At 41.4% G+C, this 20,437-nt stretch carries 21 protein-coding genes and 4 tRNA genes; 10 read left to right on the forward strand and 15 right to left on the reverse strand.

The features are described 5' to 3' along the window. Positions 1–5: 5 nt before the first annotated feature. Together MST18_RS02285 and MST18_RS02290 are read right to left on the reverse strand one after the other, a co-directional pair. The gene (locus MST18_RS02285) at positions 6–215 is read right to left on the reverse strand and encodes a YheV family putative zinc ribbon protein (protein WP_171256675.1); all 210 of its coding nucleotides are present in this window, start codon (positions 213–215) and stop codon (positions 6–8) included. Positions 216–255: 40 nt separating this feature from the next. Continuing rightward, positions 256–2,295: a M3 family metallopeptidase gene (locus tag MST18_RS02290; protein WP_180133480.1), complete on the reverse strand. Its 2,040-nt coding sequence runs from the start codon at positions 2,293–2,295 to the stop codon at positions 256–258. Between the two features lie 113 nt (positions 2,296–2,408). Between MST18_RS02290 and MST18_RS02295 the strand changes: the two genes are divergently transcribed. Next, positions 2,409–2,792: a hypothetical protein gene (locus tag MST18_RS02295; protein ID WP_180133481.1), complete on the forward strand. Its 384-nt coding sequence runs from the start codon at positions 2,409–2,411 to the stop codon at positions 2,790–2,792. A 30-nt stretch (positions 2,793–2,822) separates the two neighbouring features. On the opposite strand, the gene rnr is transcribed toward MST18_RS02295, so the two are convergent. Then, positions 2,823–5,240 (reverse strand): ribonuclease R, encoded by a 2,418-nt coding sequence (gene rnr / locus MST18_RS02300; RefSeq protein ID WP_180133482.1) that lies wholly within the window; start codon positions 5,238–5,240, stop codon positions 2,823–2,825. 268 nt (positions 5,241–5,508) lie between these two features. Between rnr and MST18_RS02305 the strand changes: the two genes are divergently transcribed. The 4 genes from MST18_RS02305 (at position 5,509) to MST18_RS02320 (ending at position 6,346) form a co-directional block, all read left to right on the forward strand. After that, positions 5,509–5,598, forward strand: a tRNA-Ser gene (locus tag MST18_RS02305). A gap of 15 nt (positions 5,599–5,613) precedes the next feature. Next, positions 5,614–5,690 (forward strand) — tRNA-Arg (locus tag MST18_RS02310). A 45-nt stretch (positions 5,691–5,735) separates the two neighbouring features. Then, a tRNA-Arg gene (locus MST18_RS02315) sits at positions 5,736–5,812 on the forward strand. Positions 5,813–6,269: 457 nt separating this feature from the next. Continuing rightward, positions 6,270–6,346, forward strand: a tRNA-Arg gene (locus MST18_RS02320). A 93-nt stretch (positions 6,347–6,439) separates the two neighbouring features. Here the strand turns inward: MST18_RS02320 and MST18_RS02325 are convergent. Then, on the reverse strand, positions 6,440–7,723 hold the full coding sequence (locus tag MST18_RS02325) for an SRPBCC family protein (protein WP_373686673.1): 1,284 nt from the start codon (positions 7,721–7,723) through the stop codon (positions 6,440–6,442). 184 nt (positions 7,724–7,907) lie between these two features. On the opposite strand from MST18_RS02325, the gene MST18_RS02330 reads away from it, so the two are divergent. Then, positions 7,908–8,405 carry a YcxB family protein gene (locus tag MST18_RS02330; RefSeq protein WP_111885932.1) on the forward strand — a complete coding sequence of 166 codons (498 nt, stop codon included), beginning with the start codon at positions 7,908–7,910 and terminating at the stop codon, positions 8,403–8,405. 32 nt (positions 8,406–8,437) lie between these two features. Then, on the forward strand, positions 8,438–9,079 hold the full coding sequence (locus MST18_RS02335) for a fumarylacetoacetate hydrolase family protein (RefSeq protein WP_180055992.1): 642 nt from the start codon (positions 8,438–8,440) through the stop codon (positions 9,077–9,079). Between the two features lie 54 nt (positions 9,080–9,133). On the opposite strand, the gene MST18_RS02340 is transcribed toward MST18_RS02335, so the two are convergent. The 3 genes from MST18_RS02340 to MST18_RS02350 form a co-directional block, all read right to left on the reverse strand. After that, entirely contained in the window at positions 9,134–9,661 is a 528-nt protein-coding gene (locus tag MST18_RS02340; RefSeq protein WP_180133484.1) for a tetratricopeptide repeat protein, read from the reverse strand. A gap of 27 nt (positions 9,662–9,688) precedes the next feature. Next, positions 9,689–9,904, reverse strand: a complete 216-nt coding sequence (locus MST18_RS02345) for an SEL1-like repeat protein (RefSeq protein ID WP_180133485.1) — start codon at positions 9,902–9,904, stop codon at positions 9,689–9,691. A gap of 96 nt (positions 9,905–10,000) precedes the next feature. Continuing rightward, complete coding sequence (locus MST18_RS02350; RefSeq protein ID WP_180133486.1) at positions 10,001–10,816, reverse strand: helix-turn-helix domain-containing protein; 816 nt, start codon at positions 10,814–10,816, stop codon at positions 10,001–10,003. A gap of 103 nt (positions 10,817–10,919) precedes the next feature. Between MST18_RS02350 and MST18_RS02355 the strand changes: the two genes are divergently transcribed. Further along, on the forward strand, positions 10,920–11,849 hold the full coding sequence (locus MST18_RS02355; protein ID WP_257250196.1) for a DMT family transporter: 930 nt from the start codon (positions 10,920–10,922) through the stop codon (positions 11,847–11,849). Positions 11,850–11,900: 51 nt separating this feature from the next. Here MST18_RS02355 and MST18_RS02360 read toward each other — a convergent pair whose 3' ends face one another. Next, a complete protein-coding gene (locus MST18_RS02360; RefSeq protein WP_180131864.1) occupies positions 11,901–13,148 on the reverse strand; it encodes a YihY family inner membrane protein in 1,248 nt (415 codons plus the stop codon). A gap of 112 nt (positions 13,149–13,260) precedes the next feature. Between MST18_RS02360 and wrbA the strand changes: the two genes are divergently transcribed. Further along, positions 13,261–13,854 carry an NAD(P)H:quinone oxidoreductase gene (wrbA, locus tag MST18_RS02365; RefSeq protein WP_078192437.1) on the forward strand — a complete coding sequence of 198 codons (594 nt, stop codon included), beginning with the start codon at positions 13,261–13,263 and terminating at the stop codon, positions 13,852–13,854. A gap of 620 nt (positions 13,855–14,474) precedes the next feature. Here wrbA and MST18_RS02370 read toward each other — a convergent pair. The 4 genes from MST18_RS02370 to MST18_RS02385 form a co-directional block, all read right to left on the reverse strand. Then, a complete protein-coding gene (locus tag MST18_RS02370; protein WP_180010554.1) occupies positions 14,475–14,873 on the reverse strand; it encodes a hypothetical protein in 399 nt (132 codons plus the stop codon). A gap of 267 nt (positions 14,874–15,140) precedes the next feature. Continuing rightward, positions 15,141–15,716: a xanthine phosphoribosyltransferase gene (locus MST18_RS02375; protein WP_078189246.1), complete on the reverse strand. Its 576-nt coding sequence runs from the start codon at positions 15,714–15,716 to the stop codon at positions 15,141–15,143. A 90-nt stretch (positions 15,717–15,806) separates the two neighbouring features. Continuing rightward, positions 15,807–16,520 carry a DUF3108 domain-containing protein gene (locus tag MST18_RS02380; protein ID WP_180010540.1) on the reverse strand — a complete coding sequence of 238 codons (714 nt, stop codon included), beginning with the start codon at positions 16,518–16,520 and terminating at the stop codon, positions 15,807–15,809. A 157-nt stretch (positions 16,521–16,677) separates the two neighbouring features. Further along, positions 16,678–17,361 (reverse strand): hypothetical protein, encoded by a 684-nt coding sequence (locus tag MST18_RS02385; protein WP_078192433.1) that lies wholly within the window; start codon positions 17,359–17,361, stop codon positions 16,678–16,680. 258 nt (positions 17,362–17,619) lie between these two features. Between MST18_RS02385 and MST18_RS02390 the strand changes: the two genes are divergently transcribed. Then, the gene (locus MST18_RS02390; protein WP_213032932.1) at positions 17,620–18,477 is read left to right on the forward strand and encodes an energy transducer TonB; all 858 of its coding nucleotides are present in this window, start codon (positions 17,620–17,622) and stop codon (positions 18,475–18,477) included. Here the strand turns inward: MST18_RS02390 and MST18_RS02395 are convergent, their stop codons facing one another. The 3 genes from MST18_RS02395 to MST18_RS02405 all read right to left on the reverse strand — a co-directional run bounded on the left by MST18_RS02395 (position 18,478) and on the right by MST18_RS02405 (position 20,415). After that, complete coding sequence (locus MST18_RS02395) at positions 18,478–18,768, reverse strand: antibiotic biosynthesis monooxygenase (RefSeq protein ID WP_180133487.1); 291 nt, start codon at positions 18,766–18,768, stop codon at positions 18,478–18,480. It abuts the gene before it with no gap. A 63-nt stretch (positions 18,769–18,831) separates the two neighbouring features. Continuing rightward, complete coding sequence (ybeY, locus tag MST18_RS02400) at positions 18,832–19,314, reverse strand: rRNA maturation RNase YbeY (protein ID WP_078192431.1); 483 nt, start codon at positions 19,312–19,314, stop codon at positions 18,832–18,834. Positions 19,315–19,323: 9 nt separating this feature from the next. Beyond that, positions 19,324–20,415: a PhoH family protein gene (locus MST18_RS02405; protein WP_180103026.1), complete on the reverse strand. Its 1,092-nt coding sequence runs from the start codon at positions 20,413–20,415 to the stop codon at positions 19,324–19,326. Positions 20,416–20,437: the final 22 nt, after the last annotated feature.

Consider the following 20,437-nt stretch of genomic DNA (forward strand, 5'->3'; position numbering starts at 1 on the left):
AATTTTTATTTAGGCTGACGTGGCTTAAATTGGATCACACCGATATCGTCTGGCACGGCAGGTTGTTCAGGTTGATCGACATGAGTCGGTCGATTTTCACTGTAACCACAATCAATGCATTCGATCCATTCGTCTTCGCCAGAGGTCAGCATGACAACCCGGTCCATCGCTTGGCATTTTGGACATTTTGCACCTGCAATGAAGCGTCGTTTAATGGTCATCATACTTACCTTGAATCTAACTAAGGTCCCTAGTTTAAGCGTTTTTAGATGCGTTCGTCCAACCTTGATGACGCAGCAAAGCATCTATTTTTGGCTCGCGTCCGCGGAAATTGATAAATGCGTCAAGTGCCGTATCTTTTCCGCCAACTGCTAGAATAAATTGTCTAAACGACTTGCCAGTCGAAGTATTAAAAATTCCTTCATTTTCGAATCGGTCGAAGGCATCACTTGCCAAAACCTCTGCCCATTTGTATGAATAATAACCAGCAGCGTAACCACCTGCAAAGATATGACTGAAACCATGTTGGAAACGGTTGTACGAAGTGGTGGGTGCAACTGCATATTTTTGACGAATATCATCTAGGGGGTGTTGGATGCCTGCAGCGTCCAAAGCAGGGTTGGCCTTATGGATATTTAAGTCAAACATGGCAAATTCAATTTGACGTAACGTTTGCATCCCTGACTGGAAGAAACGCGCATCTTGTAGTGCTTTTAGCAGATCGGCTGGTAAAGTTTGTTTTGATTCGATATGTTCACTGAGTAAATCTAAACTTTCTTGATCCCAAGTCCAAAATTCCATGAATTGACTTGGTAGCTCTACTGCATCCCACGCCACGCCATGTGTACCAGCCACAGCAATATTATCGACTTCAGTGAGCATGTGATGTAAGCCATGACCAAATTCGTGGAACAACGTCGTTACTTCATCATGGGTAAGTAAAGCAGCTTGCTCACCGACAGGTGGGGTAAAGTTGCAGACCATGTAGCAAATTGGTTTTTGCAGACCATTTTCAGTTTGCATGCGTGAACGGAAGCCGCTCATCCATGCGCCGCCACGTTTACCGCTTCGTGCATACAGGTCAAAGTAAAAACCGCCAATCACGCTGCCTTGATCTTCAAGTTCAAAATAACGTGCATCAGGATGCCAAACAGGCGCTTCACGCTCGATTACATTGATGCCATAGAGACGATTTACAATGCTGAACAAGCCTTGAATAATTTTAGGTGCAGGGAAATAGGGCTTCAGGTCTTCTTGTGACAAATTAAACTGTTGAACTTTGAGTTTTTCTGAATAGAAAGTGGCATCCCACGGTTGTAACTCAGTGATACCGTCTTGCGCTGCAATGGCTTTCAGTTCAGCGATTTCTTTCTCTGCTGGTTCACGCGCATGTTCTGCCAATTCAATCAGGAACTGATCTACAGTCGCTACATCGGGTGCCATTTTGCTTGCCAAGGACAATTCGGCGTAGTTGTTAAAACCAAGCAGGCTTGCCATTTCCTGACGTAGCTTCAAGATTTCTTCCATGACCGCTGTATTATCAAATTCAGCAGAGTCTGCCTGATCAGAAGCACGTGTGGTATAGGCTTTATAGAGCGCTTCACGCACTTCGCGGTCTTCTGCATAGGTCATAATGGCAATATAAGACGGGAAGTCGAGTGTGGCTACAGCCTGTTCGAGTTCGCGTTGCTGACCATATTGTTTCAGAAGTTCAATACTGCCTTGAGGTAGTCCTTTGAGCTGCGCTTCAGTTAAAGGTTTGAAGTAGGCTTGGGTGGCATCCAATACGTGATTGGAAAAGTCTGATGATAACTGTGAAAGTCGTGCAGATATTTCTGCATAGCGTTTTTTCGGTTCACCTTCTAAGGCTACGCCTGAAAGTTTAAAATCTCGTAACGCAAGTTTAATCGCGCTTTGCTGTGCTGCAGGAAGCGTGTCAAATACACTGTTGTCATGTACATGCTGATAGGTTTGATACAACGCTGTATGTTGACCTAGCTGTGTATAGTACTCACTCAGACTGGGTAACAAAGCCTGATACAGCTCACGGGTTTCCGCGTTGTTCATCACAGCATTTAAGTGTGATAACACGCCCCAAGCTTCGCTCATATTATTTTCTAGGCGATCAACTTGTTCTAAGGTATTCAGTTGTTGCTGAATCGAATCAGGGACTTCTGTTAATTCATTGAGAAATTGCTGACCTTGTTGAATGGCGCTTTGAATTTTTTCTTTCAGCTGTTCCAATGCGATTTGGTCAAATTGTGGAACAGGTAATGTTGCCTTTTCTAAAGTCATATCCGTCTCAATTATGTAATGTCTTGTGTTAAGTAGTAAGGGCATTGATCAAAAAATCAAGTTTGATAGTATGTTTTCCAAATTATAACTTTTGATTTTGAGACAAATTATTTATGTCAGGGATAATAAAAGATAAACCAGTTCATATTTCTTATAGGACTTACTTATCAAATAGGAAATTAAAAAGTAAAAAAACCAATAAAATCTCTCGACTTGATAAGCAACAAATTGATAGAGGAGAGAGAGTAATTAGACGTATAGTTGATTTAATTAAGATAGAGGAGGTAGAAGAAATATATGGTGAAGTTTTATTAGCTTTATTTGGTACAAAAGATTTAATGAAGTTACAGTCTAAGTTAGGAATATTATTGCCCTTAGAAGAAAGTAAAGTGAAACAAAATTTGAGAAGATTAGGGTTAAGTGAGGAGCAAATAAAGCAATATTATTTGAAAAATTTATGGGTCTTAAAAAAATATCTTCAAAGTCTTAATAAATAAAAGAGCGCCGAAGCGCTCTTGATTTAAACCTTAATCCGCAGATGATTTTGCATTGGATTTTTTCTTTTTCGGTTTGGATTTTTTCTTCACTTTATCTTTAGCCTTCGCTTCAGATTTGCCTGCAGATTTTTTAGCAGGCTTTTTACCGAATGAACTGGGCTTAGATTTCGACTTTTTGCGTCGTATGGGCTGTTCTCCATCTTCAGCAGCGTTGGCTTTACGTTCTGAAAAGACTTCTTCTTTGGCTGTAGGTTTTGCAACACGAGGGGCACGTGCGCGAATAGCGCGACCTGCATGGCTCAATTGTTGAATCAATTCAAAGTCGATTTTGCGCTCTTCTAGATTTACACCAGCGACTTTAATTTTCACTTCATCGCCGAGACTGAAAACTTGGCCTCGAGATTGACCAATGAGGCTCTGACTCGGTTGGTCATAGACAAAGAAGTCATCACCCAATTGGCTGACGTGGATCATGCCATCAACATATAAGTCTTTGAGCGTTACAAAAAGGCCAAATTCAGCAGTTGCACTGATGGTGCCGACAAACTCTTCACCCAAATGCTGCTGCATATAATGGCACTTCAACCACGTAGTGACAGAACGTGAAGCTTCATCTGCACGGCGCTCAGTCGCAGAGAAGTGTTCACCAGCATCATCCAGCGAAGCACCAGAAATTGGGTAAGGTTTTTTCTTTAATTGTGCTTTGATGGCACGGTGAAGTAACAAGTCTGGATAACGACGGATTGGAGATGTGAAATGCGTATACGCTTCATAAGCCAAGCCAAAGTGACCTGCATTGTTCGCGCCATAATAAGCTTGCATCATTGAACGGAGTAAAACGGCATGAATGCTTGGAGCATCAATACGGTCTTTGGTGGCATCGATTACGGCTTGATAGTCAGCTTGAGTCGGCTGTTCAGGGAATGGCAGCCCCAATAACTTCACAAAATCACGAACCTTTTGAATGCGTGAGAACTCAGGTGGCTCATGCACACGGTACAGCATCGGAATTTCATTTTTTAATGCATATTCTGCCGCTGCGACGTTTGCCAACAACATGCATTCTTCAATTAGCTTATGTGCATCATTACGGCTGCGCGGTAGGATTTCGTTAATACCGCCTAGCTCATCAAAGGTCATATAAGTTTCAACGGTTTCAAATTCCATCGCGTGGCGTTCAGCACGTAAGCCTTTCAACACTTGATACAATTGGAATAAGGTATTGACCGATTTACGTACATCACGGTCTTCAGGAATGGCTTGACTATTACCTTCAAAATATTCGGCCACTTGAGTATAGGTCAAACGAGCTTTTGAATGCATTACACCCGGATAGAACTCAAACTTAGTGACACGACCCGCGCGAGATAAGTTTAAATCACAGACCATACATAAACGGTCTACGTGTGGGTTCAAAGAACATAAACCATTCGACAGCGCCTCAGGCAACATCGGCAATACAAAATGAGGGAAGTACACCGATGTACCGCGCTCTTGAGCTTCGTCATCGAGCGGTTTACCCGGACGTACATAATGGCTGACATCGGCAATTGCCACCACAACACGATAACCACCACCCGGACGTTTTTCCGCATACACGGCATCATCGAAGTCGCGGGCATCTTCACCATCAATGGTGACAAGCGCTAAATCACGTAAGTCGACACGATCTTCACGATCTTGTTCTGATGGCTCTTTAAAGCTGTTGGCTTCTTGTTGTACCGCTTCAGGGAATTCGTAAGGTAAACCAAATTCTAAAATGGTTTGCGGAATAATAATTTCAGTGTCTGCTTTATCAGCCATCGACTGAACAATATGACCTGTCGCAAATTCCTCTTTGGTTGGGTAGCTGTCAATCGCAATACGTACAGAGTCACCGAGTTTGACTTTGGCATGCTCGATTAATTCTCTTTCTAACGTAATCGGTTGGTGTGCATTGGGATTTGCCGGCTGAATAAAATATTCACCTTCATACTCAGACACTTTACCGATAATTTCTTTGACACGATGCTGTAGAACTTCAGTAATAAAGCCCCATGCTTTGCCTTTACGGTCTACCGAAGTTTGGCGGACTTTAACACGGTCACCATTAAACACCTGACGTAACTCACGCTCAGGAAGTAAAAGGTCATCTTCACCGCTAATATTGGCTGTGCCTAAACCTTTTGAGTTGATATAAACCGTTGCTTCATGAGTCGGTTGCTCAGCTGCAAGCTGGAACTTAAATCCATCTTTCATCAACTGACCATCTCGAACCATCGCAATCAGACGATGACTCAGTGCATCAATACTTTTTTGATCGGCAATTTCAAAATGTTCTACAAGATCGGCATGCGACATTGCAGTTTTCAGTTGTTCAATCGTCTCTTGAATCAGAGTACGGCTTGGAATTGGATTGTCATAACGTTCGGCTTCAGCTTTTGCTTCAGGGTCGACCCAGTTTTTCATATGTATTTGGCTTCAAATCAGAAGATTAGGATTAGCATAAGTCATGCAAGCAGATACTGCACGCAATTGATTGCAATAAAGTGTTTTATGCCGATATTTTATAATGTTTAAAGCTGAAAAGTAGGGGACAGCAGTGTGTGCTGAACTAATTTTGCACTAATTTTTTGAAAATCGTTTAAAAAATATCTAATTGAGTAAAAAAATGAAAAAAATATAACGACTGTGCTTGCAGTCGTATCATGATCTTTGTATTATGGCGGCACGTTACGGTGAGATGGGTGAGTGGCTGAAACCACATCCCTGCTAAGGATGCATACGGGCAACTGTATCGAGGGTTCGAATCCCTCTCTCACCGCCACGATTTACTTATGTCGCGCTCATAGCTCAGCTGGATAGAGCACTTGGCTACGAACTAAGGGGTCGGGAGTTCGAATCTCTCTGAGCGCACCAATAAGTAAATCTGAAAACGTAGTCTTTTAAGACGACACAAGTTACGCGCTCATAGCTCAGCTGGATAGAGCACTTGGCTACGAACTAAGGGGTCGGGAGTTCGAATCTCTCTGAGCGCACCAACTTGAACAAATTACCGCACATGTTGCGGTTTTTTTGTGCTTGTGATTTATCGCTTTGATATAGCTGTCTTTTGTTTGGATTCTATTAAGCGTTCTATTTCATAAAACTACCCATCAGTAAATTTCAATTTTGCTTATCTTCTATAGATAACCCTTTTTTCAGATATTCATAGTGATGCAATTTTTTTAAATCTAAGTTTAAAAAAGAATTGAGTGAGTTAAAGCAGTGATTCAATGATGGCGATAGATTTGTTATCTATCTTGAGCATTTATACGTGAGTATTGCTAAGTTTAAATTCCAAACTTGTGATGCAAAAGCCATTAAAAAAGTAAATCTAGCTGATTTTTAGCGTGTTTAAAGGGTAATTGTTTATTTGCTGTGCGTTTGGTTAAATTTATATGAAAAAGCTCTTAACAAAAAATAAAAATCACGTATAATGAGCCTCATCAAGACGTCGCGCTCATAGCTCAGCTGGATAGAGCACTTGGCTACGAACTAAGGGGTCGGGAGTTCGAATCTCTCTGAGCGCACCAACTTGATCAAGATTGAAAAAACCGCACATGTTGCGGTTTTTTTGTGTCTGAAATATAGCTAAAACCAATAAATTCAGCTCATCACTCGAGGTTCTAACTTAACTTCTGTTTAACTTTGAGTGCAAAGACCGTATTTCCGCCTAAAGCCGGCAGCATGTCGTGATACGGCATACTGCGCATAGCACGAAGTAAAAAAGGCGCTTTGTCATCAATCTTCATCGCACTGGTCAATTGTAATAACGACCCTTGTTGTAAGGGGCGAATATGCATAGCACCTCGGACAAACTTTAAGTCCCCACCTGTCGCGGTGTATTGATTTTGCAGTAAGTCTGGGTAGTTAAAACGCATTTTAAAATCAAAGGGAATATTGATCACGCCTAAACCCACCGAAATTTTATAGTCGGCATCCATGAGGTGCGGATTAATTTTCTGCACTTGCATATGTTTAACTTGTCTTGGAAATAAGTGCTTGAACGAAGACACATTAATCCAGCGCTGTAAGCTCGAAGGCTCTTGTGCATAATATTGAAAACTGGTGCTAAAGCGCATCAATTCATAATTTTGCCCAAAGGGAACGCGTTGCGCTGTCAAAATAAAGGACACAGGTTCTTTTGAGCTTTGACTTAATTGGGTGACTTTGTCGAGTTGAGAGGCATTTAATTTGAGTTCAGGTAATTGATTTGCAGCGAGAGTTTCGCTGCTAAAGGCTTTAAATCGGCGCTGTAAAGATTCGAGTAAAAAACCATTGGTTCCCGCAGGAATCCCTAATTTGGCATCGGGTAAGGCATTTAATATTTTGCTAAACAAAAAACCTTTAGGCTGATTTAAATCGCCCCATTGGGTCACACTAATCAAGGTGTGTTGAGCATCGATCTCAAACCATTCAATTTTCCCTGCACCAAAGGGCACCGGTGCTTGTAGAACCAAACTATTAATGCTGTTGTGATCAATTTGGTGCTGTATCACCACGGTTTCTTTAAAGTTTAAAACCGGAATAGGTGTCGGGATATGGATGCGGTATTCAACTTGGCTGGTTGAACCTTGCTGTTGCAAAACCTCAGCAGATTTTAGCGTGGGAAATAAGCCAGCATAGTTTGGATAATTACTGAGTAATCTGGACACATTTTTGCTGTTGGTTGGGACAACCACGGCGGCACTTTGAAATTTACCAACGACTTTTTGACCTGCTTTCATCGTGGGCAGACTAATCTGCTGTGAGGGATGTACAAAAATCACGATGTGATCACCGGCAAGATTTGCCAAGGCTTTGGCATTGCCATTAAACAAGTCCAAACTACTAGGGATCTGGGGTTGCCATTGAACGAATTTGGCCCAACTGGTCGATATGCTCAGTCCACTCAGAAACACCAGCATCATGATTATTTTTGTTATCTGCATGTCACATCCTGCGTATGCAATCTTTTATTTGTTGCTGTTTTTAACGTATTTCTAGATGGAAGGGAAGTAGTGATGTGTTACAACCGACCATTAAAAAGCATGAAGCAAGTTTGAATTGTGGTGTAGTATTTAGCGCAATTCATTTTTAAATATTCATACGCTTATGTCTGAAAATCTACCTGCATTATCGCTGCGCTATTTTTTAAATCTAGAAGAATCACAGGATGGTTTTGCACTAGCAACTTTTGGCAAAAAGCAATTTACGCGTTTTTTAACGCCAGCCATTAGCCTTGGGATTATCATCTGGGGTTTTTACTTAGGTGTAAATGGTGTCGGTGCCTACTATGTTGGTCTGGGTGCTTTCTTTTTACTCCTTCAAGGCATCATGCGTTATTGGTTTTTACCGATGATGTTTAAACGCCAGTTTGTAAAATACCAATTAGGCAAAAGTGAACAAGGTATTGATTTATTTCAAGACTATGCAGAAATTCATGCCAATGGTCGTAAGAATGTCTTTCATTATGCTGAAGTGGCAAATTTTGCTGAAGGCAAATTGACCTATATGCTTGAACTGAAAAATAAAACCGTGATTATTGTGCCGAAAAGTGCATTTAAAAATACTGCGGACCAAGCGATTTTTACCAATACTTTTCAGCACTAAGACAATCTATTCATAACAAAAGAGGGAGTAGTATGCAGTCACGTCCATCTAAAATTGTTTGCGTCGGTCGTAGTTATGCAGATCATGCCAAAGAATTAGGCAATGCAATTCCTGACCGTCCTGTACTTTTTATGAAGCCGCCAAGTGCATTAACCGCATTAGACCAAGGCATCTCATGGAATCCTGCATGGGGCAGTTGTCACTATGAATGCGAATTAAGTTTACGTATTGATCGTCCTTTATCGGCTGAAACTGATCCTCTCAAAGCCTTAGAAGCAGTTGGAGCTTTGACTTTGGGCCTAGATCTGACTTTGCGTGATCTACAAGATGACTTAAAGAAAAAAGGTCAGCCGTGGGAACGTGCCAAAGCTTATGATGGTTCTTGTATCCTTGCGGATTGGGTCGATGTCCAAGAGGTGGTTCAAGATTGGAAAAATGTGCATTACACCTTGCATGTCAATGATGAACTGCGTCAGAACGGTGATACTGCATTGCTGATTTTTGATGTGGGTACTTTGTTGGCAGATATTAGCCAAGTGTTTAGTCTTGAAGCGGGTGATGTGGTCATGACAGGTACGCCTGCAGGTGTCGCGGCACTACAGTCAGGTGAGCAGTTGAAAATGACGCTGAAAGGAAAAAATCAGGATTATATCTGGACAACCTTTGTCAAATAATCTGTGGGCTAAATATAAATAAAAGGCTGCTTAATGCAGCCTTTTTTGATTGACCTATTCATGACTGCTTGGCGGTGGTTCATTGGGTTGTAAAGGGCCTGTCTCTTTCCATGCTTCATAGGTCTCGGCCATATACTTTGAGTCGGTGTCTCCCAATGCACCTGCTTTGGCATACCATTGTCGCGCTTTTTCACCATCACGAATGTCATAATGATAATAATGTGCCATTTTCATCGCCGCGTCAGCATCTTGCCCTTGTTCTGCGGCATAGCTTAAATATTCAGCTGCTTTGTCGGGTGTTGACGAAGGATGTTCAGAAAAATAGTGTTGATTTCCCAAGACTTTGATCGCTTCGACATTCTTTTGTTTGGCTGCTTTTTCATACCAAATTTGCGCTTGGTGTTTATCTTGAATTAAGCCTTTTCCAGTGTCGTACATCCAACCAACGGTATATTCAGCAGCAGGATCTTGGGTGTTTTTTGCAAGGTCTAGCACCCAGTGTGCAAGGAAAATATTGCCATCTTGCTGCATCTTTCGAATCACTTGATCTGCATGCGGGTTACCTTGATAAGCTTGGGTCATCAACCATGCGAATGCGTCCGTAGTGCCTTAATCCGCAGCAGCTTTGTACCAATGTACACTTTGTTCGATATTTTGTTCTGTGCCCGTTCCACTGAGGTATAAATCACCCACTTTCATTTGTGCGGTCGCATCACCACTTTGAGCTATTTTGAGCGCGGATTTAAATTCACGCTGTTCTTTGGAACTACAAGCCATTAAAAATACGGCAGATAAACACAGCGCTAAAATGGTTTTTTTATTCATTTGAAATGGAATTATTATCATTTTTCGTAGATTTTTTGATCTTAACGGATTGTTGAATCACTTTATAGAGACACTTATAGCTAAATTTAAACACATTTAGGGCTTTAAAGCGGATTTCCTAAACTGATCTGGGGTGCAAAGCATCCATTTTTTAAACATATTTATAAACGCTGAGGCATTGGCATAGCCAAGTTCTAAGGCAATATTTTCGACGGTTTGGCCTGCGTTGAGCATGGACATGGCTTTCATGACTTTGAGACGTTGTCGCCATTCATGCAGGGACATCCCAAGTTCTTTTTGACAATAACGCGCTAGAGTACGTTCTGTCATGTTTATCTGCTGTGCTAATTGCTCAAGCGCGCTCTGATCCGCAGGATGTTGATGTAAATAATCAAGCAGTTGTTTGAGGGCAGGGTGTTCCGAATGCGGTAAATAGCTACTGACCAATTTGGCTTGATGCAGTTGATCTAAGATCACATGGAGTAAGCGTTGATATTCGGCCGTATTTTCCATGAGATCGGCTTGTTGATGCAACAGACGCAAATGGCTGAATATCGCTGTAACTAAAGGTGAGCTGAGTAAAATCCCTGGTTGTTTCGGTAAGTGAGTACATAGCGATTCATGTACATATAAGGTTCCATGTGAAACCGCTGTACGATTTAAACCACTATGTTCTAAATGTGGGGGAAGCCAGATGCCATAAGGCGGTGGAGTAATATAGTCTATCTGATTGATGTTCACTTCCATCACGCCATTAAAGGCATAGACAAACTCGCCCCAAGCATGCCCATGGACGGGATAAACAGACAGTGCAGGATCGTCACGAAAACTGATCCACAGCGCTGCTTGAATTTCATCGTTGGTGGGAAGTTGTTGCAACTGCGTATGATCTGCACGAGCTTTATGACCCATAAGAAATTTTGCCTGAATAAGAAGATCACTTGTCTATTTTGAAGTATATATTTTATTTCTGACAGTTCTATAGTGTTGCTTGTCGTATTGTCGAGTAAATAGTGTGGAACAGCGTAAGGCGCTAGATGCAAAAGCTTCTGGCCTGATGATTATTTTGTGCATGATTTTAGGGATTCAGCAGGTCATTTTGAAATTGGCCGCGGTTGATATTGCGCCGATCATGCAAATTGCCATTCGATCGGGTTTGGCTGCGCTGTTGGTCTTTCCACTGATTCGTCTCAAGCCGGGAACACATTTATATACACGCGAATACTTGCTGCCGGGTATTTGGTTGGCATTTTTATTTTCAGCCGAATTTATTTTAGTGGCAGAATCCCTGCGCTATACCTCTGCATCACATACCGTTGTCTTGCTCTATACCGCACCGATATTCGTGGCATTAGGTTTACATTGGAAGTTACCTGAAGAAAAACTCACAGTGATCCAATGGGTCGGTATTTTTATTGCCTTTTCAGGAATAGTACTGTCGTTTATGGGACGTGAAAGTAGTACTACAGTCAACACTCAAGCCCTGTTGGGTGATGCGATGGCATTACTTGCTGGGGTGATGTGGGCCTTGACCACCATTTCATTAAGACTCACCAAACTCTCTGATGCACCTCCGACTCAGACCTTGTTTTATCAGTTGGTTGGTGGTTGTGTATTTTTATTACCCGTGGCGTGGCTGACAGGACAAATGACTGTACATTGGACGGTGTTGTCCATCAGCAGTATGATTTTTCATGTGCTCATTATTTCATTTTTTAGCCTGATGCTTTGGTTTTGGCTGTTAAGTAAATATCTGGCCAATGGTCTGGGCGTTTTTTCATTCCTTACCCCAATCTTTGGACTGGTCTTTGGCGTATTGATCTTAAACGAAACGATTGAACTGAACTTTATCTTGGGGACGGCCTTAGTAATGGTCGGGGTGATGACGGTAACCTTGCATCGATGGTTAGCTAAATTGATGGGACGTCAGCGTACAGCGATCTAAGAACATGTATAAATAAAAAAGGAGAGCTACGGCTCTCCTTTTTATGTGCAGTTATTTTTCTTCAAAAATAGTCGCAAGCGGAATCGAGAGTTTGGCCGCAAGATAATCATCCGATTCGACCAGTTGCGGTCCAATTTTTTCCATCCAAACATCATCTGGATCGACGCGACCTAAATCTTGGCGTTTAGGGAGTGGGTAAGGAAGCTTACTGTAAAAACTCCAAAAGTCCACTTGGGTTAAATTACGAACTAAAACATAATGATCATCATCTGTACGTTTAATCAGGTGTTGCTCTTCAAACAATAAAATATAGCTTGGCAGGCGGCCGATTTCGTCACGCCCTAAAACCTCAAGCGCTTCTTTTTCTGTCACGCTCTGACCGAGTTTTTGCTTTTTATAAAATAATTCCAGCAAATCCATCAACATAATCACAGGATGGCGTTTTTGGTCGTTGCCCGAATTGAAAGCGGTCAGTGCATAACTAATTTCTACCCCAATCAGCACGATATTCCATGAAAGGAATATCCAAAGCAGGAAAATTGGCACCGCAGCAAATGCACCATAAACGATTTGATAACTGGTGAAATTTGACATGACAAAGCCAAAGAGGTTTTTGAGCAGTTCAAAGACCACCGCACTAAAGACACCCGCGATCAGCGCGGCCTTAATCGGCACACTACGGTTGGGAATCGTCCAATACAGAATGAAAAAACCTAAAATAGTCAATGAAAAAGACAAGATCCACAGCAGAAAAGCCCCATCCAGTTCATAGCCGGCAAAATTATTGCTGAGGACATTCATAGAGGCCACAGTGGATGACACAACAAATGCACTACCCAGTAAGATTGGGCCTAATGAAATAATGGTCCAATAGCGCATAAAGCCTATAATGCCGCCACGTGTCTCACGCACCCGCCAAATTCGGTTAAATACTGTCTCAATGCTGGTCAGCATCATAACTGTGGTAATGAATAAAAACAGTACACCTATCACGGTCAAGTTACTGGATTTATCGGTGAATGCATTCAGTGCTTTATCGAAAGCAATCGTCGTTTTCGGTAGGAAATTACTATAAATTAATTGTTGAAGCTGTTGACGAGCAGGTTCTAAAGCTTTAATTGAGGAGATGATGACCAAGAATACGGTCAACATGGGTACCACTGCAAACAAGGTGGTATAGGTTAATGATCCTGCTTGTTCACGGCAGCGATCGGCTTCAAAACGTCGAATGACAAATAAAACAAACTGAAACCATTTCTTGTCGTAAAAGGGAAGTTTTTTTAAAAATGCTTCGATCATTCGTTCAAGTCTCGAGTTATTTTAGTCATGTTTATGCAATTTTCATCACTTAGCTTAACCAAAAAATAGGAAAAATACCGTATAGTTTTCTTTTTTCATTGAATTTATAAAAATGACGCAAGCTTATGTACTAGTGCTGTATTACAGCAAATATGGTTCAACACGTGAGATGGCACATTTGATTGCCAATGGAATTGAAGCGTCTGGGATGGCGGTAAAAATACGTACCGTTCCAAATTTATCCACCGTGGTGACTGACGTACAGCCCAGTATTCCTGCCGAAGGCGATATTTACTGTAGCTTAGATGACTTAGCGCATTGTTCAGGTTTAGCCCTTGGTTCACCGACACGTTTTGGCAATATGGCGTCGGAAATGAAATATTTCTGGGATCAAACCACAGCGCTTTGGCTCAATGGCGCATTGCATGGTAAACCTGCCTGTGTGTTTACCAGTTCAGGTTCAATGCATGGCGGACAGGAAAGTACTTTGCTGACCATGCTGCCGCCTTTGTTCCATCATGGAATGATGGTTATGGGTTTAAGTAATGCCCATCCTGCATTATCGAATACCAAAACGGGTGGTACGCCCTATGGTGCAAGCCATGTCAGTGGTCCGCGCCATGATCAGTCATTGAGTCAAGATGAGCGAAACTTATGTGAAGAGCAGGGTAAACGCCTAGGCGAAGTGGTCAAAAAGTTGATTTGATACTTACTTGTTCTAGGAAGTTACGCAGACTTTGTAGCGAACGAGCAAGAAAAGGTTTAAATATTGCACTTTTCTTGCTTTTTTACGTGTGACGTCTTTTTATTTATGACGTTGTATACCGACCAAAATATAAAAATAAATCTGTCGAACTATTCCTGAAATATTAAAAATAAATGATATCAACAATATATTGAAAGTTTTTAAATACAGCCTGCTCAGTGATGGTTTCGAGTCGAATATTGCTCTGTCTTTGGGCGCGTTATTTTTATTTTTTGATTACATGATTTGTATTTAAATTTCCTCTTTGGGGTGTGTGATGTCTATTGTTAATTTTCTAATGACTTTCCTGTGTTCCGTATTGGCTGCATCTTCCTTGTGTACGGCAATGCCAGTTTACACAGTATGGATTTCCCGCAAGAGAAAAAGCCGAAGAAAAAGAATTTTTAGCGAAACAAGATCAAGTTAAAGTGGACTCAAAATCTTTAACTGATGTTTCAAAATAATTGATTCGCCATGGTTTCGAATAGCATTTCAATAGACTAGAAATACATATTAGAAAAACAATAACCTATTAAAAAAGAGCGTAGAAACGCTCTTATTTAATTTAGCAGCAATCAAAATTAGTCTTGATCTTCAGTTTTTGCTGCATCTTCAGGTTGAGATTCAACTTCAAAGCGTTGTTTGCAGGCCTTGCATTGGTAATCTAAAAATATATTTTGATCGACGATCACGCCGGCTTTTTTACCAAAACGGTGTCCGAGAAAACCGCCTGTGATACCGACGCTAATTGCACCAACAAAAGTCCCGATGGTTCCGCCCATAATCACGCCAAGTGGGCCAGCAGTCACGCCACCAATCGCAGCACCAATAGATGCGCCAGATGCCGCACCACCGACAGTCCCTGCAGCAGTTCCTGCACCACTGAGTAAGACCCCACCAATTTTTTGTAAGTTTTGTTCATGGTTACGCTTTTCAATATGGGTTGATCCACATTTTGGACATTTAATTGTCGGTTCCATGTTTTGATCTTCTGTATTCATAACTTTCCATAGCCTTAAAAAATAAAGTGGCCGAATTTATGGTGCAGCATAATGTAATTTGACAGATGAGTAGTTGACCCATTCGATCAAATGTGACGATTTTCCTGAATTTTATCGAGTTTTGCACACCGATGTTTTGTCTGCTTGTAACTAAGGCGTTAAAAAGTGCGCTTTATGTCATCTTAATGGCAAATTTTTAGAAAAAAAAAGAACACCTGATGTGTTCTTTTTTCTTTTGAACGCAAACTAGTCACGAACAAATTCAACTGTACCATTCGCCAGCGATTTCACACGTGCCAATGATTCAACGCGATAACCTTTTTCAAGCAAAATATCACGACCAGGTTGGAATGATTTTTCAATCACGATACCGATACCCAATACTTCAGCACTTGCTTGATGAATAAGATCTGCAAGACCTAAAGCCGCTTGACCATTGGCCAAGAAGTCATCAATCACTAAAACTTTATCTTCAGCATTGATGTGCTTTTTAGAAATCGCGATCGTGCTTTCAGTTTGTTTGGTAAAAGAAAACACTTTTGAGCGATACAAATCATCTTTTAAGGTCAAAGATTGATATTTACGTGCAAAAATCACAGGAACACCAAGTTCAAGACCAGCCATTACTGCAGGTGCAATACCTGATGCTTCAATCGTAATGATTTTTGTGATGCCAGCATCTTTAAAAAGACGGGCAAATTCTTGACCAATTTGCTGCATCATCACAGGGTCAATTTGGTGGTTCAGGAAAGAATCGACTTTCAGAACTTCTTCAGAGAGAACGATACCTTCAGCTAAGATTTTCTGTTCCAGAGCGTGCACGGGAGAATCCTCGAGGGGCAGGTGCTTTTTAAAGCAAAAGCGTATTTTAAAAAGCACCGTGAAAAATGCAAGCGAAATTGATCAAATCAATTAATTTGTTGCACCTTTATAGCCCGTTAACAATAAACCGTAAGAGGTTTTATTGTCTTGGTGGGAAACTTTGACAGGTAGATAATCTAGTTTTGGCGCTAACCAGAAAGTCGTTTGACGGCCTGGTTTGTCATGACGCATCACGACTTTCACGGTGTCAAAAGTTCCATAAGTGGTTTTCACTTTTTCAGTGCCTTGTTTCACGAACTTACGAGCTTCAACCTCTTTGGCATCGGCAATGTAGTAATTCGATTTCAAACCACCATTTTTTAAATCTTCACGAATTTGCAATTCAGCATTGAGTTCATCTAACACACCTGATTTCCACGCAAATGAACGCGCTTTATCATCTTTTTTGGTATTAATGGTTTTTGCGCCAGCATTGAAATTGATGTTCATGGTGTTGTTGTGCACCAAAATTTTGCTGCTGCGGCTAAAGCTGTTCGAGTGAATTTGGCTGCCATTTAAACTAAAACGACTGGTTTCAGTTGCAGAGGCCATCGCACCAGCTTTTGCTGCGAAAACATAGGTCCAGTTATTCCCAGATTGTTTTAGGGTACGTGTTGCAGAACCCAAGTTTTTGCCGTTGTAATTAAACTGGTAGCTTGCTTGGAATGGACTCATGGCAAATGACTGACTTGAGAAACCAGTCAAAAGCAGTGTAGTCGATACCCCAGCAACAAGACCTAAATTTTTCAAAACTGAATGTGCCATAAGTATGGTTTTCCTATTCAATAGAAGTGCGGTGGGCTAAACCACCTGATATGTTTATTATGCGGCTGGATTGTGGAGAATCACGTCACAAATCCGTGCCTAATGTATATATTGTGTAGCGTTTTATAGGCTCAAGATATCTAAGTACAGGATAAGTCTAGCTTTCCTTTTGTTTAATTGGCGTGACTTCATCATCTTTTAAATTTGAATCATCCCAGTCTTCAATCCGTTCTTGCGACATCTTGGTGAACAATGCGGTTAAATTAACATTACCAATCACCACCAATTCGGCCTCACGTAAAACAGCATGGTTGACATGGACTTTGCCCAGTGTGTCGATAATTGATCGACTTTTACCGAGCCAGCGATTCAGGTCTAAATACAGTAAATCATCTTTAACTTTGATCACATTGAGCTTTTCCAAAATCATACCCAATGGATCTTGGTTGAGTACTTTTTGATAGAACCATAACGCCATGCGCACGCCCATCTTATACAGAACATTTGGATACTTCGCTTCAATCACTTGTGTATCACTAATTTGTTCAAATACGATCAATTGGGTTTGTTTGTTGAGTTCCATCTGTACCAGTTTTAAATCGACAGAGAGTGTTATGATCAGCCCGTTATAATCCAATGTGGCATACAGTCGAAGCCAGTCATCATGCAGGTCAGCATGCAAGTCTTTGAGCATTTTCACATTATCGGTCACAAAGCGCTGAAATGTCGCATTTAAAAACACTTGAGACATTGGGAATTCACGCTCATCTTCAATAAATCCTTCAGCTTTTTGGTACACTTGGCGTATACGTTTAGCGATATTGGAAACTAGCGTTTGCATAAGAAGTGCATCCTGACAAATTATGTTTTTTAACGATGTTTATCTTGTCGATTTCTATAAAAACACAAGGTTTTGATCTTGCAGTTTAGCAAAATAAATTGCACCATTTTCATGATTTTAATTGTGCATTATCTATGTGTTGATGGATTTCTCGTTTTCATCAAAAAATGAATACGAGTTTTATTTTATACTGTTTTAAGCAGTTTGGGGAATGCGGCAAATTGTCGGTTTAATGTGATGCTGAAAAAAATAACGTTCATGCCCTTGATGAAAGAGTGGTGGAAAGATCCCATATTTGCAACTGCATTGGCGTTTGCTGCTGTGTTGCATTTGGCTTTTTTAACCATGCAATTTTCCATGCCCCAAGAGGCGGATTATAACACCAAAGAAATTGCAGTTTCTTTACGTTCTACGACGGAAAAAATTGAACATGCAGACTTTTTAGCACAAGCCGATCAGCAGGGCTCAGGGACATTCCGTGAGTCACATCGTATGTCGAGTGACATGCCTGCACCGATGATCGAACAAAAAGCCGGGGAGCAAAAAAGCGAAGCTTTAGAACAACTGCAACAAAAGAAAGAGCTGAGCTTTGAAGACAAAGTGTTGATGACAACCTTGAGTTGGCAAAAACAAGCGGAAGAAAACAGTCGCAAAAAAGCCGTTGAGGAGTTGAATAGTCAGTTTCAGGCCAAGGCTGCGATGGTGGCGAGTATCGAAGCTCAATATTTACAACGCCAACAAAACTTTAGCCGTCAGCAAAAAATTAAAACCATTGATGGTATTCAAGCCAAGCAAGATGTTTCTGCGGCCTATATGGAAAAATTCCGCGAAAAAGTCGAGTTTTATGGCAACCGTTATTATCCTGAAGCGGCAAAACAGCAGCAGCTCCGCGGTGAAGTACGCTTAATGGTTATTTTGAACAGTAATGGCGGGATTCGTGCCATTCGTTTGATCGAAAGTTCAGGTTCAAGCTTATTGGATGAAGCAGCAAAAACCTCTGTGCGTAAGGCGGCACCTTTTGGTTTGTTTGATGCCAAAATGAAAGACATCTCAGAACTTCGTATTGTACGTACTTGGCGCTTCGATCCTGCAGAAGCAGAGTTTGAGGTGCGTTAATCAGTTGTGATTGCGTCGCAAAACTTCGCAGATTTCGACGCTAAAACTCGCATACCATTGGTTTTTCCCCAATTGCTGCGCGACCAGATGTTGTGCATCTTGTTGCCAAGCTCGAATGTCTTCTAATGTATTCCAGTAGGAAAGGGCGATTTCATGCTCACCCTCTGTCAGCGCTTCAAAATGTTGATAGTTAAAGTGTGTCAAGGCTTTGTCTCTAAGCTGCTGTGCAGTCGAAAAATACAGCTCATCAAGCGTACGAATGCGTGCTTTAAAAATCACGACATATTGCATATCTTTCCTTCCTTGTTTTTTATGACGATAAAAAAAGCGAGCCGGAGCTCGCTTTTTTGGTTCTTAATCTCTTTCCAGATAAGGGTTATCAAACCCCAATTTGGCTAAAATCTCGATCTCCAAAGCTTCCATTTCTTCAGCATCTTCATCAGAGGTTTCATGGTCGTAGCCCATGAGGTGCAACGTACCGTGTACCAGCATATGCGTAAAGTGGGTCAGGGGTGCTTTGCTTTGTTCTTGTGCTTCACGAAGAACCACAGGAATACAAATCACCAAGTCGCCAATCGGAAATGAGTCTAAAACTGCAGCCATTTCATCGGGGAGATCGCTCGGAAAAGACAACACATTAGTCGGTTTGTCTTTACCACGATATTCCAAGTTCAATTTGTGGCTTTCGTCATTGTCTACACATGCAATACCGATCTCACAATCACTTTGTGTATCGATATGACGTAAAGCCGTTTCCACGACTTTTTTGATATGCGCACGTTTCACCACCAATTCAGGTGACTGAAAATTTTGCTGCAAAGAGAGATTAAGTTTCAAAATGAATCCTTAAATGTTTTCGTCTTGATGCTGCCCATCAGCTTTAGCATCATTGTCCGCCACCAAGGCTTCCTGACGTGCTTTACGTTCCGCACGTTGTTCAGCTGTGAGGCGATGTTGTTCGCTGTCCCATCCCTCATAGGCTTCAACAATTTTTTGAACCAATTGATGACGTACCACGTCACGAGAGTGGAAGCGAGTAATATGAATTTCTTTAATTTTTTCAATCACACGTAAGGCATGTGCCAAACCAGATTGTTGACCACGAGGTAAATCGACCTGTGTAATGTCGCCCGTGATCACCGCTCGAGAACCAAAGCCTAAACGGGTGAGGAACATTTTCATCTGTTCAGGGGTAGTGTTCTGTGCTTCATCTAAAATCACAAAAGAATGATTTAAGGTACGACCACGCATGTAGGCGAGTGGTGCAACTTCAATCACTTGACGTTCAATCAGTTTTGCGACTTTTTCAAAACCCAGCATTTCATACAAAGCGTCGTAGAGAGGACGTAAGTAAGGGTCAATTTTTTGGCTCAAATCACCGGGTAAAAAACCCAGTTTTTCACCTGCTTCAACCGCAGGGCGAACCAATAAAATACGCTGAATTTCATTACGTTCTAGCATATCTACAGCAGCGGCGACCGCGAGATAAGTTTTACCTGTACCCGCTGGGCCGATACCAAATGAAATATCGCTTTGTAAAATACGCTGTACATAGCGTTTTTGATTGGCACCACGTGGATTGATCCGACCTTTACGGGTTTGTAGATAAACATTGTCTAAACCGGTATGCTCATTTTCAGAAAAATCTTCCTGAATTTCGCGGTCAGTCTGACTGCCTTGAATCATCATGTGTAAAATGTCCGCACTAATCTGTAGATTGGTTTCGGACTCTTCATAAAGACGGTGAAGGAGACTTTCGGCTCTCTCTACCGCATCGATTTCCCCATCAATAAAAAAAGCATCTGCACGATGAGAAATTTTGACATCTAAACGTTGTTCAATTTGTTTGAGATGACCGTTATAGGCACCGAGCATGCTTTGTAAACGGTCAAGTGGAATACCAGCAAAAGTTACAGTACGTCGAATCGCTGCAGTCAAGAGAATTCCTTTAAATTGGTCT

The sequence above is a fragment of the Acinetobacter sp. YH12068_T genome (genome assembly GCF_024606005.1).
In the GTDB taxonomy this organism is placed as follows: domain Bacteria; phylum Pseudomonadota; class Gammaproteobacteria; order Pseudomonadales; family Moraxellaceae; genus Acinetobacter; species Acinetobacter amyesii.

Excerpts from the sequence above, each read along its gene's own strand:
- MST18_RS02295 (WP_180133481.1), top strand. The coding sequence starts at position 2,409 with ATGTCAGGGATAATAAAAGATAAACCAGTTCATATTTCTTATAGGACT.
- MST18_RS02350 (WP_180133486.1), bottom strand. The coding sequence starts at position 10,816 with ATGGGTCATAAAGCTCGTGCAGATCATACGCAGTTGCAACAACTTCCC.
- MST18_RS02325 (WP_373686673.1), bottom strand. The coding sequence starts at position 7,723 with ATGATGCTGGTGTTTCTGAGTGGACTGAGCATATCGACCAGTTGGGCC.
- MST18_RS02290 (WP_180133480.1), bottom strand. The coding sequence starts at position 2,295 with ATGACTTTAGAAAAGGCAACATTACCTGTTCCACAATTTGACCAAATC.
- MST18_RS02370 (WP_180010554.1), bottom strand. The coding sequence starts at position 14,873 with ATGGAACCGACAATTAAATGTCCAAAATGTGGATCAACCCATATTGAA.
- MST18_RS02340 (WP_180133484.1), bottom strand. The coding sequence starts at position 9,661 with ATGACCCAAGCTTATCAAGGTAACCCGCATGCAGATCAAGTGATTCGA.
- MST18_RS02380 (WP_180010540.1), bottom strand. The coding sequence starts at position 16,520 with ATGGCACATTCAGTTTTGAAAAATTTAGGTCTTGTTGCTGGGGTATCG.
- MST18_RS02390 (WP_213032932.1), top strand. The coding sequence starts at position 17,620 with ATGCCCTTGATGAAAGAGTGGTGGAAAGATCCCATATTTGCAACTGCA.
- MST18_RS02330 (WP_111885932.1), top strand. The coding sequence starts at position 7,908 with ATGTCTGAAAATCTACCTGCATTATCGCTGCGCTATTTTTTAAATCTA.
- MST18_RS02360 (WP_180131864.1), bottom strand. The coding sequence starts at position 13,148 with ATGATCGAAGCATTTTTAAAAAAACTTCCCTTTTACGACAAGAAATGG.
- rnr (WP_180133482.1), bottom strand. The coding sequence starts at position 5,240 with ATGAAAAACTGGGTCGACCCTGAAGCAAAAGCTGAAGCCGAACGTTAT.
- MST18_RS02335 (WP_180055992.1), top strand. The coding sequence starts at position 8,438 with ATGCAGTCACGTCCATCTAAAATTGTTTGCGTCGGTCGTAGTTATGCA.
- MST18_RS02385 (WP_078192433.1), bottom strand. The coding sequence starts at position 17,361 with ATGCAAACGCTAGTTTCCAATATCGCTAAACGTATACGCCAAGTGTAC.
- MST18_RS02345 (WP_180133485.1), bottom strand. The coding sequence starts at position 9,904 with ATGAATAAAAAAACCATTTTAGCGCTGTGTTTATCTGCCGTATTTTTA.
- wrbA (WP_078192437.1), top strand. The coding sequence starts at position 13,261 with ATGACGCAAGCTTATGTACTAGTGCTGTATTACAGCAAATATGGTTCA.
- MST18_RS02395 (WP_180133487.1), bottom strand. The coding sequence starts at position 18,768 with ATGCAATATGTCGTGATTTTTAAAGCACGCATTCGTACGCTTGATGAG.